We start from the raw sequence: 14,353 nt of genomic DNA on the forward strand, positions 1-14,353 counted from the left end.
TCATCGCCATGGCTTTCAAGGAAATCGACGGCCAGTTCTGGGTCTCTCCGCAGTTGACGGAAGCGGATATCGCCCGTGCCGCGGCCGAGGGCTTTGGCACCATCCTCTGCAATCGGCCAGATGGCGAGGAGGCGGGCCAGCCTTCTGCCGCGGCGATGGCCGAAAGGGCGCGGAGCCTCGGCCTCGGCTTCATCCATCTGCCGATCGTGCCGGGGCAGTTCCCGCCGGAAGCGGTCAGCCGCCTGCGGCAGGCCCTCGCGGCGGAGCCTCGCCCCATTCTCGCATACTGTCGCACCGGCACCCGCTCCGCCACGCTCTGGGCCCTCGCCCAGGCGGGGAGCCTGCCGGCGGAGCAAGTGATCGCGCGAGCGGGCGCTGCCGGCTATGATCTCTCAGCCCTCGCGCCGCGCCTCGCCTCGGCGGCATCGCCCTCAGCCTCCGCCGCATCGGGGAGCGCCCCGGCGCCAAAGCGCTATGATGTCGTCGTCGTGGGCGGCGGCAGCGCGGGGATTGCGACCGCCGCGAGCCTGCTCAAGCGGCAGCCGCGCCTGACGGTCGCCATTGTCGAGCCGGCCGAGGATCATTTCTACCAGCCGGGTTGGACATTGGTCGGTGCCGGGATCTTCCGCCCGGAGGTGACACGCCGGCCCATGGCCCAGGTGATGCCGCACGGGGTGACGTGGGTGCGCGAGGCTGCCGCGGGCTTTTCGCCGGACAGCGACGAGGTCATTCTCGCCAGCGGCGCAGCGCTGCGCTACCGCGCGCTGGTCGTCGCCCCTGGCATCAAGCTGAACTGGGCAGCGATCAAGGGCCTGCCGGAGGCGCTTGGGCGCAACGGTGTCACCTCCAACTACCGGTTCGATCTCGCGCCCTACACGTACCAGACGGTCCAGGCATTGGCCGGCGGACGCGCCTTGTTCACGCAGCCGCCGATGCCCATCAAATGCGCGGGCGCGCCGCAAAAGGCCCTCTACCTTTCCTGCGACCAGTGGAGAGACAAGGGTCGGCTCGGGCAGATTCAGGTCGAGTTCCACAATGCCGGCGCGGTACTCTTCGGCGTCGCGGCCTATGTGCCTGCGCTGATGGAGTATATCCGCGCATACGGCGTGGATCTTCGCTTCGAATCGAAGCTCGTGGCGGTGGATGGCGCGGCACGCGTCGCGACCTTCGAACAGAAGGGCGAGGATGGCGCGCTCGTTACGGTGGAGCGCGGCTTTGACATGCTCCATGCGGTGCCGCCGCAATGCGCCCCCGATTTCATCCGCGAAAGCCCGCTGGCCGCCGCCAACGGCTATGTTGATGTCGATCCGGAGACCTTGCGGCACCCCCGTTATCCGAACGTCTTCGGCCTCGGTGACGGCTGCTCCACCACAAATGCGAAAACGGCGGCGGCGGCACGCGCCCAGGCGCCGGTCGTGGCGGTCAATGTCCTTGCCGCGCTCCGCGGCCAGGCGCCCGAAGCCGGGTATGACGGCTACGGCTCCTGCCCTTTGACGGTCGAGCGCGGCAAGATCGTCCTCGCCGAATTCGGCTATGGCGGCAAGCTGCAGCCGACCTTCCCGAAATTCATCCTCGACGGCACGCGGCCGACGCGCCTCGCCTGGTTTCTGAAGGACCGGATCCTGCCGCGTATTTATTGGCACGGCATGTTGAAGGGGCGGGAATGGCTGGTGCAGCCGCACCGGATCGGCGCCCGCGCCGAGGGCTGAGGGGCACCGGCCGATTGTTTGTGCGAGCCTCTTCCCCTGGCCAGGCTATCCCGTCTGACCAGGATCTGCTTTAGCCAGAGAGTTCACGGCGATGGATCTGCTTCATGCCGCCCTCGCGATCCTGTGCGGCGGCCTTGTCGGCTTCACCCTCGGGCTGATCGGCGGCGGCGGCTCGATCATGGCGACGCCGCTGCTCCTTTACGTGGTCGGGCTCTCGCCGCATGCGGCGATCGGCACCGGGGCGCTTGCCGTTTCCGCCAATGCCTTCGCCAACTTTGGCGGCTATGCGCGGCAGGGCATCGTGCGCTGGCAATGCGCCATTCTCTTCTCCATCGTGGGCGTCGCCGGTGCAACCCTCGGCGCCTTCATCGGCAAGCAGGTGGACGGGAAGCAGCTGATCTTTCTGTTTGCTCTGCTGATGATCGCCGTTGGCGTGCTCATGCTGCGGCGGAAGGAGAGGCCGGCGGGGGATGCCGAGGCACGCGATAGCGGCAAGCTCTGCCGCCTGTGGCAGCCGACGGCGCGCAGCCAGTGGCCGCTGATCGGCACCGCTCTCGCGGTCGGCGCGCTCTCGGGCTTTTTCGGGATCGGGGGCGGCTTCCTCATCGTGCCGGGCCTGCTCTTCGCCACCGGCATGCCGATGATTTGCGCGATCGGCTCCTCGCTGCTCGCTGTCGGCGCGTTCGGGCTGACGACCGCCATCAGCTACAGCACCTCCGGCCTCGTCGACTGGACCGTGGCGCTCGAATATATCCTCGGCGGCTTCGCGGGCGGCATGCTCGGCATGCGGCTGACGAAAGGCCTCGCCGGGCGCAAGGGGGCGCTCAACCGTATCTTCGCCGCCTTCATCTTCGTGGTTGCCCTCTACATCCTCTATCGCAACGCTGGGGCCCTGCGCTTCTGAGCCAGCGGCCCGCTGACGGCGGCCCAGGGCGGCGGCGGCGAGGCCTTCCCCTCCGCACCCGGTCCCGGCACAGTTGCTGCCGTGGATCGACGGTCGGGAAGCGGAGGCAGGGATGCGAACGGTCAGCTGGTCAGACCCATTGGTGCGCGGTGCGCTCGCGGCGGTCAAAGCGTCGCAGCCCTTCATCTATGGGCTGACGAACTACGTCACTGCCAATTTCAACGCCAATGTGCTGCTCGCCCTTGGTGCCGCGCCGGCGATCGGCTCGGCGATCGGCTGGCCGCGTGCCTTCGGGGCAGGGGCTTCGGCCATGTGGATCAACACGGCGACGTTGATGAGCTGCGAACCATCCGCCATGCTCGAAGCGGCGGAGGCCGCGCATGGCGCGGGCAAGCCCTGGGTGCTCGATCCGGTGGCGATCGGCGCCGGCGCCCTCGCCTATGATGATGCGGTGCGCGCGCTTCTGCCCTTCAAGCCGCGTGTCATTCGCGGCAATGCCAGCGAAATCATGGCGCTTGCCGGGGCCGGGGCGGGCGGCAAGGGGGTGGAGAGCACCGCGCGCTCCGATGATGCGGTGAGCGTCGCTTCCGCGCTCGCGCGGCAGACCGGCGCCGTCGTCGCCGTCAGCGGCCCCACCGATTACGTGACGGATGGCGAAGCGGTGCTTGCGGTGCCGGGGGGCGATCTTCGCCTCACCCGCATCACCGGGGCCGGCTGCAGCCTCGGCGCCGCGGTTGCCGCCATGCTGGCGGCCGAGCCCCGGGCCTTGCAGGCCGCCGCCGCCGCTCATGCCTGCTTCGCGGTGGCGGCTGAGCGCGCGGGCGCGAAAACGCTTGGCACCGCGAGCTTCGCCACCGCCTTCGTGGACGAACTCTCCCTGCTCGATCCGGCGGAGGATGTCGCGCCGCTGTCGCTCGCCGTCTGAGCGGGCGGCTTAATCGAGCCGGCGGCACCAGGTTTCGCCCATCAGCGGTTGGCCAAAGGTTTCGTGCAGCGCGCTCTCCGTCAGCACGAAGCCGTGCCGCGCATAGAGCCGCCGCGCGCTCTCCAGGATCGTATGGGTCCAGAGCGTCATGTCGCGGTAGCCGGCGGCTTGGGCGAAATCGATCGTCGCTCGGACCAGCGCTTCCCCGATACCGAGGCCGCGGGCGAATGGCTCGACATAGAGGAGGCGGAGGCGGCAGAGACCTTCGCCTTCGTCGGTGAGCAGGACGGACCCCGCCATGACCTCGTCGAGTTCGGCGATCCAGCACTGTTCCCGCCCCGGCTTGAAGTCGCGCAGGAAGGTGCTGGTGACCTTGCCGATATTGATCTCGATCCCCTCGTTCCAGCCGTAGTTCTCGCGATAGAGGATGGACTGGCGGGCGGTGATGAGGCCCATATCCCCGGGCTGGAAGGGGCGCAGGCTGATGCGCCCGCGCTCCTGCTTGGGCGCCAGAAGGGCCTCTGCCAGCGCGATCGCGCGCACCAGATCCCGCCGCTCGCCCGGCGAGAGGCGGCCGAGGATATCCTCGACGAGGGTTTGCTGCCGCTCATCGAGCGTGCGAAACACCCGTGCGCCTTCGGCCGTCATGCTGATGGGGCGGTGCCGCCCGTCCCGGCTGCCACGCTGGCGGATGATCCATCCCCGCGTTTCGAACCGCTGCAAGACACGGCTGACGAAGCCCGCATCCATTTTGAGCGCGGCCTGTAGATCGGCAGCCAGAGGGGCGGCGCGATGGGCGATCTCATAGAGCAGCCTTGCTTCCGCGAGCGTCAGATCCATGCCGGCGAAATGGGGATCGAGCGCGCCGACGAACTGGGTGAAGAAGCGCGAGAAGCGACGGAAGCGCTCGGCGGCGGTGCTCATACCGAACTCTCCTCCAGAAAAGTTGACTTTGTCAATTACACGCCTCGCGATGCAGGAACGCCCGGAGCCACCGCGATGCGCCAGCACCCCATAACGGAGACCGGTCATCCGCCTCATCCGCGCGCGCGACCTCGTGAATGGAAAAGCGCCGGGTGAGCGCAACATCTGCCGCACGGAATTTGGGGATGCTGCCCCATTCCCATCGACGCGGGAGAACGCCATGGCCCTCACTGTCAGCGATTTCGTCTGGAAGCGGCTAGGAGAATGGGGCCTCAGGCGCGTCTATGGCTATCCCGGAGACGGCGTCGGCGGCCTCGACGTCGCTCTCGAGAAGATCAAGGACGAGATGGAATACGTCCAGGTGCGGCATGAGGAAATGGCCGCCTTCATGGCATCGGCGCATGCCAAGTTCACCGGTGGCGTCGGCCTCTGCTACGCGACCTCCGGGCCCGGGGCGATCCACCTGCTGAACGGGCTTTATGACGCGAAGATGGATCACGTCCCCGTCGTCGCCATCGTCGGGCAGCAGGCCCGCACCGCGATCGGCGCGAGCTACCAGCAAGAAGTCGATCTGCAGTCTCTCTTCAAGGATGTCGCGAGCGAGTATGTGGTGACCTGCAGCGTGCCGGCGCAACTGCGCCATGCGATCGACCGCGCGGTGCGCATCGCCCATGCCCGCCGCGTCGTCACCTGCGTGATCATCCCGAATGATCTCCAGCTGATGCAGTATGAAGACCCGCCGATGGCGCATGGCGCGACGCATACCGGCACCGGCTATGCGGGGCCGGCCAAGCTCCCGGAAGATGCGGATCTCCGCCGCGCGGCCGATATCCTGAATGCCGGCAAGAAGGTCGCGATGCTGATCGGCGCCGGCGCCCTGGATGCGACGGATGAGGTGATCGCGGTTGCCGACAAGCTGCAGGCGGGCTGCGCCAAGGCGCTTCTCGGCAAGGCGGCGCTGCCGGACGATCTGCCATGGGTCACCGGCTCCATCGGGCTTCTCGGCACCAAGCCCTCCTGGGATATGATGAAGGAGTGCGACACCTTCTTCGTGGTCGGCTCCTCCTTTCCCTATAGCGAGTTCCTCCCGAAACCGGGTTCCGCCCGTGGCGTGCAGATCGATCTCGATCCCGGCGCCATCAGCCTGCGCTATCCGATGGAATTCGGCATGGTGGGGGACTCTGCCACCACACTCCGCGCCCTGCTGCCGCTGCTCGCGCAGAAGACGGAGACGGCTTGGCGCCGCGGTATCGAGCAGGAGGTGCAGCGCTGGTGGAAGACGCTCGAAGAGCGCGCGATGCAGGGCGCCGAGCCGCTCAATCCGCAGCGCGTCTTCTGGGAACTTTCGCCTCGCCTGCCGGAACGCGCGATCATCACCGCCGATAGCGGCTCGGTGGCGAACTGGTACGCTCGGGATCTCAAGATGCGGCGGGGCATGAAGGCCTCGCTTTCCGGCGGGCTCGCCTCGCTCGGTGCCGGCACGCCTTATGCGGTCGCGGGCAAGATGGCCTTCCCTGATCGCACGGTGATCGCCTGCATGGGCGATGGCGCGATGCAGATGAACGGCCTGAACGTAATGATCACGATCAGCAAATACTGGCGCCAATGGTCCAACCCGCGGCTGATCGTGCTCGTGCTCAACAATCGCGATCTCAACCAGGTCACCTGGGAAGAGCGGGTGCAGCTTGGTGCCGGCAAGACGGAAAGCACGCAAAGCATTCCGGATTTCCCCTATCACAAATACGCGGAGCTGCTCGGTCTCAAAGGGATCTTCGTCGATCACCCCGATCAGGTCGGTGCTGCCTGGGATGAGGCGTTGGCGGCCGATCGCCCGGTCATCCTCGAAGCCTATACCGATCCGAACGTGCCGCCGCTGCCGCCGCACATCACGCTCAAGGATGCGCGGAACTTCATGGGCTCGCTGCTGACAGAGCCCGAGCGGCAAAGCGTCATCGTCAATAGCGCGAAAGAGATTTTGGCCGGAGTCCTGCCCGGCGGGCGGAGCTGAACGTGGCGGGCGGCCTGCCGATCGCGGGGGTGGCGGCCAAGGCCTATACCATCCCCACCGATAAGCCCGAGGCGGACGGCACGCTCTCCTGGGACAAGACGACGATCGTCATCGTCTCCATCACCGCCGGGGGCGAAACCGGACTCGGCTATACCTATGCCGATCAGAGCCTCGTCGGGCTGATCACGGGAAAGCTTGCCGCCCTGCTGGAGGGCGAGGATGCGATGGCCATTCGTCGCCTCTGGATGAAGCTGCGCGGCGCGGTGCGCAATCTCGGCCGGTCCGGCCTCGCCGCTTGCGCGATCTCCGCTATCGACACCGCGCTCTGGGATCTCAAGGCCAAGCTTCTCGGGCTGCCGCTCTGCCGGCTGCTCGGCCAGGCGCATGACGAGATCATGATCTATGGCAGTGGCGGCTTCACCTCCTATGATGACGCGACACTTCGCACGCAATTGGCGGGCTGGGTGGAGCGCGATGGTTGTGCGGCGGTCAAGATGAAGATCGGCTCGCAACCGGAGCGCGACAGCGCGCGCGTGCTGGCGGCGCGGGAGGCGATCGGCGAGCGGGCGGAGCTATTCGTCGATGCCAACGGCGCCTTCACGCCGCGCCGCGCGCTGCACTTTATGCACCTCTTCGCGGCGATCGCCGATATCCGCTGGATGGAGGAGCCCGTCTCCTCGGATGATCTGGCCGGTCTTGCCGAGGTGCGCCGCGCGGCCTCGCCACGGGTCGAGGTGGCGGCGGGCGAGTATATCTTCACCGAGGATGACGCGCGCGCCATGCTGGCGGCCGAGAGCGTGGATGTCTTGCAGGCGGATATCACCCGTTGCGGCGGCGTCACCGGATTTCTCGATATCGCGGCCATGGCCGGGGCGCATCATCGCGCTTTGTCCGGCCATTGCGCCCCGGCACTGCATCTCCATGCCGCTTGTGCCGTGGAGCGGTTCCGCCATCTCGAATGGTTCCACGATCATGTCCGCATCGAGCAGATGGTCTTCGATGGTGCGCCGGTGCCGAAGGGCGGCCGCATCGCGCCCGATCTCGGGCGCCCCGGCCATGGATTGAGCCTGAAGCACGCAGATCTCGCACGCTATTCAGCCTGAGGAAGCGCATGAGCACAAAACGCCCGACGGGTGATGTGGCAACGGCGCTCGCCGTTCTCGGGGGGATGACCGTGCTCGGCGGCCTCGCTCTCGCGATGAAGCAACCGCCGCCGCCGCCCCCCAGAATGCGGCGGCGGGCGCTGCTTTCGCGGGCGAGCCAGGGGCCGCTGCCAGTGCCGCCGGTTGACCGTGGGACGATCATCCGCTCCGCCCGGCGCCTCAACCGCGCGGCCGGCACGCTCGCGCTTTCGGTGCTCGCCGATAGCGCGGTCGAACATTATCGCGGCTCCTTCCACAACAAGGCGATGGTGGCGCCCATCGTCACCTCGGCCTTCTCGCTCCTCGTCAGCACGCATGGCCATTTCGACAAGCGGCGCGGGGCGCATTGGCTGAGGGACACCGCTTACGCCGCCGCCGGCTTGACCGGCCTCGTCGGCACGGGGTTTCACCTCTACAATGTCGGCAGCAGGCCCGGAGGGGTGAGCTGGCAAAACCTCTTCTACGGCGCCCCCCTCGGCGCGCCGGCCGCCCTCATTCTCTCGGGCATGCTGGGCTTTCTCTCGGAGCGGCTGCGCAATAACCCGACCGATGAGGCGCCGACCATTCTCGGCCTGCCGGCCGGGCGCATCCTCGGCCTGCTGACGAGCCTCGGCCTCTGCGGCACGGTGGGTGAGGCGGGGCTTCTACACTTCCGCGGCGCTTATCACAACCCGGCGATGTTCCTGCCCGTCACCGCCCCGCCGGCGGCGGCCGTGCTCCTCGCCTCGGCGTCCCTCTCCAAGGCGGGGGAGCCCAAGCCGGTGGCGCGCTGGTGGCTGCGCTTCACCGCGCTGCTCGGTCTTCTCGGCTCGGCATTCCATGCCGTCGGCGTCGGGCGCAACATGGGCGGATGGCGCAACTGGCGGCAGAACGTGGTGGACGGGCCGCCGCTGCCTGCACCGCCGAGCTTCACGGGCCTCGCCCTCGCCGGGCTCGCGGCCCTCGGCTTGATGGAGGATCGGCCGGATGTCTGAGCGCGACCGCTTTCCCGGCTACGATGTTTTGAACAAGCGCCATTCGCTTTCCTGGAACGACAAGACGCGGGAGGTGATCAATGCGCGCCTCGCCGTGCCGCGGGAGCCGCGCTTCCTCTCGCCCGAGCATTTCGCCATTCTCGAGGCGGCGGCGGCGCGCATCGTCCCTCAGCCGCGAGACCGCGCCCCGGTGCCGATCGCGGCCTATGTCGATGAGAAGCTGCACAAGAACACGCTGGATGGTTACCGCCTGGCGCAATTGCCGGATCAAGGCGAATGCTATCGGCGTGGTCTCGCCGGCTTGAACGAGGCGGCGATGGAGCGCCATGCGCAACCCTTCGTGAAGCTGAGCGAGGGCGAGCAGGACCAGATCCTCTCCGCCGCCCAGCGCGGCGCCTTGCGCGGCGGCGCCTGGGGGGACATGCCTTCCGCACTCTTCTTCTCCCATCGCCTGCTCGTGGATGTGACGACTTTTTATTGGGCGCATCCCACTGCCTGGTCCGAAATGGGCTTCGGCGGCCCGGCCAGCCCGCGCGGCTATGTGCGCATGAAGGCGGATCGGCGCGATCCTTGGGAGGCGGCGGAGGCCAAGCCCGGGGCCGAGGACAAGGCCCGGCGGGAGAACGCCCATGTGCGCTGAGGCGCTGACCGAGCCGCGCGCGACGGGCGGGCGCGCGCCGGATGTCTTCAAGCCCGGCGGCTGGGTCCCCATGCGGCACTATGGGGAGAACGAGACGGTAGATTTCATCGTCATCGGCACCGGCGCGGGCGGCGGGCCGTTGATCGCGCGTTTGGCCGAGCAGGGCTTCTCCGTCATCGGCTTCGATGCCGGGCCCTATTTCCGGCCGCTCGAAGATTTCGCCTCCGATGAAGTGGCGCAAGATCAGCTCTACTGGACCGATCAGCGGATCGTCGATGGCGATAACCCGCTGCGCATGGGCGGCAACAACAGCGGCAAGGCGGTCGGCGGCAGTACCGTGCATTTCGCCATGGTCTCGCTGCGCTTCCGCCCGGATTGGTTCAAGGCCCGCAGCAAGCTGGGCTACGGTGTCGATTGGCCGATCGACTGGCGGGAGATGTGGCCCTATTACGCAGAGGCCGAGCAGGCGCTCGCGATCTCTGGCCCGGTGCGCTACCCCTGGGGGCCGAAGCGCCCGCGCTACCCCTATCGCGCGCATGAGCTGAATGCGGCGGCGGAGGTTTTGGCCCGCGGGGCAGAAGCGCAGGGCTATGCTTGGTCGCCGACGCCGCTCGCCACGGTCTCCGCGCCGCGGGGAGATTCGCCGCCCTGCATCTATCGCGGCTTCTGCCGCTTCGGCTGCTCCACCAATGCCAAGCAGAGCCAGCTTGTGACCTTCATTCCGCGCGCGATTCACGCCGGCGCCGAAATCCGTGATCTCGCCATGGTCGGCCGGATCGAGATGGGTGCCGATGGGCGGGCGCGGGGGGTGCATTATCATCGCTCCGGCCGGTGGCAGTTCCAGCCCGCGCGCAACATCATCGTCGCCGGCTATGCGGTGGAGACGCCGCGCCTGCTGCTCGCCTCGGCCACCGATCGCTTCCCGGAGGGGCTGGCCAATTCCTCCGGCCTCGTCGGGCGCAATCTGATGACGCAGTCCAACCAGGCGGTGTTTGGCACGCTCGATGAGGAGATACGCTGGTACAAGGGGCCTCCCTCACTGGCGATCACCGAGCATTGGAATTACGAGGACAAGAAGGATTTCTTCGGCGGCTATGCCTGGATGTCGCAAGGGCCGCTGCCGATCGAATGGGCTTCGATCGTCACCGGCGCGCTCGGCCTCTGGGGCCAGCCGCTCAGGGCCGCGATGGAGAAATACATCCATGCCGTCGGCGTGAAGATGGTGGGCGAGATGCTGCCGGATGAACGCAACCGCGTCACCCTCGCCGATGAGGTTGATCAGTATGGGCTGCGCATTCCGCGCATCACCTATAGCTGGGGAGAGAATGACAAGGCGCTCATCCAGCACGCACTCGGCGAGATGGAGCGGAGCATGCAGCTCGCCGGCGTCAAGGATACCTTCCGGCAGGAAAACGATACCAACCATCTGGGCGGCACCGCCCGCATGGGTAGCGATCGCCGATCGAGCGTTGTCAATGCGGATTGCCGCAGCTGGGATATTCCCAATCTCTGGATCTGCGACGGCTCGGTGATGCCGACGATGGGCGGCGTCAACCCATCGCTCACCATCACCGCGCTCTCGCTGCGCACGGCGGACCGCATCAAGGCGCTCGCCGCGCGGGGCGAGTTGTAGCGAACCCGCTTCGGTCAGCCGCCGGCGGGCGGCGCTTCGGGCAAGCCTCGGCCCAGCCGCAGGCGCTCGGCGATGCCGCGCAAGGCCTGGGGGCGGTGGCTGATAAGAAGCGTCGTCCGCCCCTCCATCAGGCGTTGCAGGGCCTGCACCACGCGCTGCTCGGTCGTGGCGTCGAGCCCTTCGGTCGGCTCGTCGAGCAGCAGGATCGGCGCGTCCTTCAGGAAGGCCCGGGCGATCGCGATCCGTCGTGCCTGGCCGCCCGAAAGCGCGGTACCCAACTCCCCCACCATGGTGGAAAGCCCTTCCGGCAGAGCATCGACCTCCTCCAGCATCTCGGCTTGGGCGAGCGCCGCGCGCATCTGCGCATCGCTCGCATCCGGCCTGGCGATCCGCAGGTTCTCGCGGATGCTGGTGTTGAAGAGGTGGCTCTGCTGGGTGATGACGGTGCAAAGCCCGCGCAGCTGCTCACCCGAAAGGGCGGTGATCGGTACCGCGCCGATCGTGATCTCGCCTTCCTGGAACGGCCAGAAGCCGAGCAGAAGGTTGACGAGGCTCGTCTTGCCTGAACCGGTCGGGCCGATCACGCCGAGGGCGCCCCCTTCGGCCAGGGTGAAGCTCACCCCCCGCAAGGCCCAAGGCGTATCCGGCCCATAGCGCAGCGAGACGCGGCTAAAGCGAATGTTGAACCGCGTCGGCAGCGGGCGGGTCTGCGCCGGCTCCGCCACTGGTTGCGGCAGATCGGCGATTTCGAACAGGCGCCGCGCGGCGGCGAGCGTCTCGCCCAGCGCCTGATAGGCCGCCGTCTGGCCGCTGACCGCATCGAAGCTTGCCATCACGAGGAGGACGAGCATCGCGATATCGGCGGGCGGGATGAGACGCGCGGCCGCCAGCGGCACGGCGAGGGCGAAGGCGGCGAGGACGGCCGCCTGGGCGATGACGAGCGCCAGGCCGCCGGCCGCGGCTTCCAGCCATGCCTGTCGCCTCTCCAGCCGGGCGAGCTTCGCATAGGCCGCGCCATGGCGGCCGAACTGCCGGTCCAGCGCGCCGAAAACCTGCAATTCCTCGAAGCCGCGCACCGTATCGGCGATATCGGCGCGGAGCATTCCGCGCTCGGTCACGCTCGCCCGGCCGCTCGGCCGGCCGAGGCGGAAGGCGATCAGCGGCAGGGCGAGGCCGAGGGCGAGCAGCGCCACGAGATCGACGAGGGCGATGGCTGCGCTGAAATGGCTGAGGAACAGCACGATGAGAATGACCGAGACGAGGGCGGTGATGCTCGGCGCCAGGACGCGGAGATAGACATTGTCGAGGCTATCGATATCGGCGCGGATGCGGCTCAGCAGATCGCCCGAGCGCTCGGCCTGCAGCCCGGCCGGCGCCAGCGGTTCGAGACGTTCGTAGAACCAGACGCGCAAGCCCGACAGCAGCCGGAAGGTCGCATCATGCGTCGTCAACCGCTCCAGGTAGCGGCAGACCGTGCGGATGATGGCGAGCGCGCGGATGGCGGCGGCCGGGAGGAAATATTCGATATGGACGAGGCCAAGGCCCGCCAGCCCCATCGCCGCGATGAACCATCCGGAGAGCGCGAGAAGCGCCACGTTGGAGAGCACCACCAGAACGCCGAGCAGCACGCCGAGCGCCTGGGCGCGCCAGCCGCGCCCGAGCAGGCGAAGCAGGCGGAGAAAATCGCTCACGAAACCGCCTCCTCGGCATAGGCCGCGTGCAGGCGCGCGAAGGGGCCGCTGCCCGCGCGGAGTGCATCGGGTGCCCCTGCCTCGACGATGCGGCCGGCTTCGAGGACGACCAGCCGGTCGGCATCGAGTGCTGCTTCCAGCCGATGGGCGATGAGCAGCACCGCCCGATCGCGCGGCAGGGCGCTGAGGCGCGCGCGGATCAGCGCCGCCGTCTCCTGGTCGAGGCTCGCTTCGGCCTCGTCCAGGATCAACAGGCCGCAGGGCTTGATCAGCGCGCGGGCGAGGGCGATGCGGCGGATCTCTCCGCCCGAAAGCCCCTGGCCACGCTCCCCGATCGGGGTTTCGTAGCCCTGCGGAAGGCGGCGGATGAAGGTATCGGCGGCGGCAGCTTCAGCGGCGCGGACCACCGCTTCGATCGGCGCATCGGGCAAGCCGAGGCGGATATTCTCGGCGATCGTGCCGGCGAAGAGCGTCGGCCGTTGCGGCATCCAGGAAATCCGCGCGCTCCAGGCAGCGACCCCACGATCCGCCTGATCGAAGGGCCCCCAGGTGATCCGTCCGGCATCGGGCGTGGCGAGGCCGAGGAGCAGCCGCGCGATCGTGCTCTTGCCGCAGCCGCTCGGGCCGACCAGGGCCACGCGCTCGCCCGGCGCGAGCATCAGGCTCACATCCTGCACTGCGGGCTTGCCGGCGCCATAGGCGAAGGTGACGCCTTCCAGGCGGATCGGCGCCGCTTCCGCACCAATTGCCGCAGTTGGCGCGGCTGCTGCCGCGGCGCGGGGCGGCTCGGCCTCTTGCAGCAGGGCCGCGATACGCTCGGCAGCCGCGATCGCCTCCATGCGCGCATGATATTGCGTGCCCATCGCGCGCAGCGGGCGGAAGAATTCCGGCGCGAGGAGGAGCACGAAGAAGCCGGGGAGGAAATCAAGCTGGCCGTAATAGAGCCGGAAGCCGATGAAGACGGCGATCATGGCGATGCCGAGGGTGGTGAAGAATTCGAGCACCAGGGAGGAGAGGAAGGCGACGCGGAGAACCGCCATCGTGCTCTGCCGGTAATCCTCGGAGATGCAGCCGATGATCTCGGCCATCCCCTTGCTCGCGCCGAAAAGCTTGAGCGTGGTGAGGCCTTCCAGCACGTCGAAGAAATGCGCGCTCATCAGGGCGAGGCGGCGCCATTGTGCCTGGTTCAGCCGCTCGGTGCCGCGGCCGATGATGATCATGAAGATCGGGATGAGCGGCGCGCCGAGGGCGAGGATGATGCCCGAGACCCAGTCCGTCGGGAAGACCACCACCAGGAAGGCGAGCGGAATGAAAGCGGCCACCGCCATCTGCGGTAGATAGAGGCCGAAATACTTGTCGAGCGCGTCCACCCCCTCCACCAGCAGGCTCGCGATCTCGCCGCTGCGCTGCTGGCCGACGAAGCGCGGCCCGAGCGCGCGGAGCTTGGCATGCAGGCTCGCGCGGATTTGCCTCTTGACTTCGGCGCTCGCCCGCTGGGCCATCAGGCGCGCGCCGGCGTTGAGCAGGGCGCGCAGCAGCACGAGGAGGAGGATAGCGCCGAGCAGCGGGGCAAGGGCGCGGCGCGGCGCGGCATGGAAGATGGCGGCGGTCGTCGCGCGGGCGAGCAGCCAGGCCTCCGGCATGAGCAGCAGGCCGCCTGCCGCGCCGAGCGTGATGGCGAGGCGCAGCGGATTGCGGGCGAGCTTGGCCTTGCCGCGCAGCCAGCCATCCAGGGCGCGAACCGCAGCGCGCGGCATCGGAGCCTTATGCGAGGACATGGATCTGATCCTGATCGGGAGCCCC

At 68.1% G+C, this 14,353-nt stretch carries 11 protein-coding genes; 8 read left to right on the top strand and 3 right to left on the bottom strand.

The window, feature by feature from the left end:
• Positions 1 to 8 precede the first annotated feature (8 nt).
• The 3 genes from ACYQ7X_RS10355 (at position 9) to thiM (ending at position 3,538) form a co-directional block, all read left to right on the top strand.
• Positions 9 to 1,709 carry a bifunctional protein tyrosine phosphatase family protein/NAD(P)/FAD-dependent oxidoreductase gene (locus ACYQ7X_RS10355; protein WP_459696935.1) on the top strand — a complete coding sequence of 567 codons (1,701 nt, stop codon included), beginning with the start codon at positions 9 to 11 and terminating at the stop codon, positions 1,707 to 1,709.
• Positions 1,710 to 1,800: 91 nt separating this feature from the next.
• Positions 1,801 to 2,613 carry a sulfite exporter TauE/SafE family protein gene (locus ACYQ7X_RS10360; RefSeq protein WP_459696936.1) on the top strand — a complete coding sequence of 271 codons (813 nt, stop codon included), beginning with the start codon at positions 1,801 to 1,803 and terminating at the stop codon, positions 2,611 to 2,613.
• Between the two features lie 112 nt (positions 2,614 to 2,725).
• A complete protein-coding gene (gene thiM, locus ACYQ7X_RS10365) occupies positions 2,726 to 3,538 on the top strand; it encodes a hydroxyethylthiazole kinase (protein WP_459696937.1) in 813 nt (270 codons plus the stop codon).
• A gap of 9 nt (positions 3,539 to 3,547) precedes the next feature.
• Here the strand turns inward: thiM and ACYQ7X_RS10370 are convergent, their stop codons facing one another.
• A complete protein-coding gene (locus tag ACYQ7X_RS10370) occupies positions 3,548 to 4,462 on the bottom strand; it encodes a bifunctional helix-turn-helix transcriptional regulator/GNAT family N-acetyltransferase (RefSeq protein WP_459696938.1) in 915 nt (304 codons plus the stop codon).
• A 220-nt stretch (positions 4,463 to 4,682) separates the two neighbouring features.
• Between ACYQ7X_RS10370 and ACYQ7X_RS10375 the strand changes: the two genes are divergently transcribed.
• Genes ACYQ7X_RS10375 through ACYQ7X_RS10395 form a run of 5 tightly spaced genes read left to right on the top strand, consistent with a single transcriptional unit; the run spans position 4,683 to position 10,859 of the window.
• A complete protein-coding gene (locus ACYQ7X_RS10375) occupies positions 4,683 to 6,470 on the top strand; it encodes a thiamine pyrophosphate-requiring protein (RefSeq protein ID WP_459696939.1) in 1,788 nt (595 codons plus the stop codon).
• Positions 6,471 to 6,472: 2 nt separating this feature from the next.
• Positions 6,473 to 7,573: an enolase C-terminal domain-like protein gene (locus tag ACYQ7X_RS10380; RefSeq protein WP_459696940.1), complete on the top strand. Its 1,101-nt coding sequence runs from the start codon at positions 6,473 to 6,475 to the stop codon at positions 7,571 to 7,573.
• Between the two features lie 8 nt (positions 7,574 to 7,581).
• Entirely contained in the window at positions 7,582 to 8,586 is a 1,005-nt protein-coding gene (locus tag ACYQ7X_RS10385; RefSeq protein ID WP_459696941.1) for a hypothetical protein, read from the top strand.
• Positions 8,579 to 9,226 carry a gluconate 2-dehydrogenase subunit 3 family protein gene (locus ACYQ7X_RS10390; RefSeq protein WP_459696942.1) on the top strand — a complete coding sequence of 216 codons (648 nt, stop codon included), beginning with the start codon at positions 8,579 to 8,581 and terminating at the stop codon, positions 9,224 to 9,226. Before ACYQ7X_RS10385 ends, ACYQ7X_RS10390 begins: the two co-directional genes overlap by 8 nt.
• Positions 9,216 to 10,859, top strand: coding sequence for a GMC family oxidoreductase (locus tag ACYQ7X_RS10395; protein ID WP_459696943.1), 1,644 nt, complete (start codon positions 9,216 to 9,218; stop codon positions 10,857 to 10,859). The genes ACYQ7X_RS10390 and ACYQ7X_RS10395 overlap by 11 nt, the downstream gene beginning before the upstream one ends.
• 14 nt (positions 10,860 to 10,873) lie before the next feature.
• Here ACYQ7X_RS10395 and cydC read toward each other — a convergent pair whose 3' ends face one another.
• The gene (cydC, locus tag ACYQ7X_RS10400) at positions 10,874 to 12,550 is read right to left on the bottom strand and encodes a thiol reductant ABC exporter subunit CydC (protein WP_459696944.1); all 1,677 of its coding nucleotides are present in this window, start codon (positions 12,548 to 12,550) and stop codon (positions 10,874 to 10,876) included.
• Positions 12,547 to 14,328: a thiol reductant ABC exporter subunit CydD gene (gene cydD, locus ACYQ7X_RS10405; protein WP_459696945.1), complete on the bottom strand. Its 1,782-nt coding sequence runs from the start codon at positions 14,326 to 14,328 to the stop codon at positions 12,547 to 12,549. Before cydD ends, cydC begins: the two co-directional genes overlap by 4 nt.
• Positions 14,329 to 14,353 lie beyond the last annotated feature (25 nt).

Source organism: Acidisoma sp. C75 (assembly GCF_054665095.1).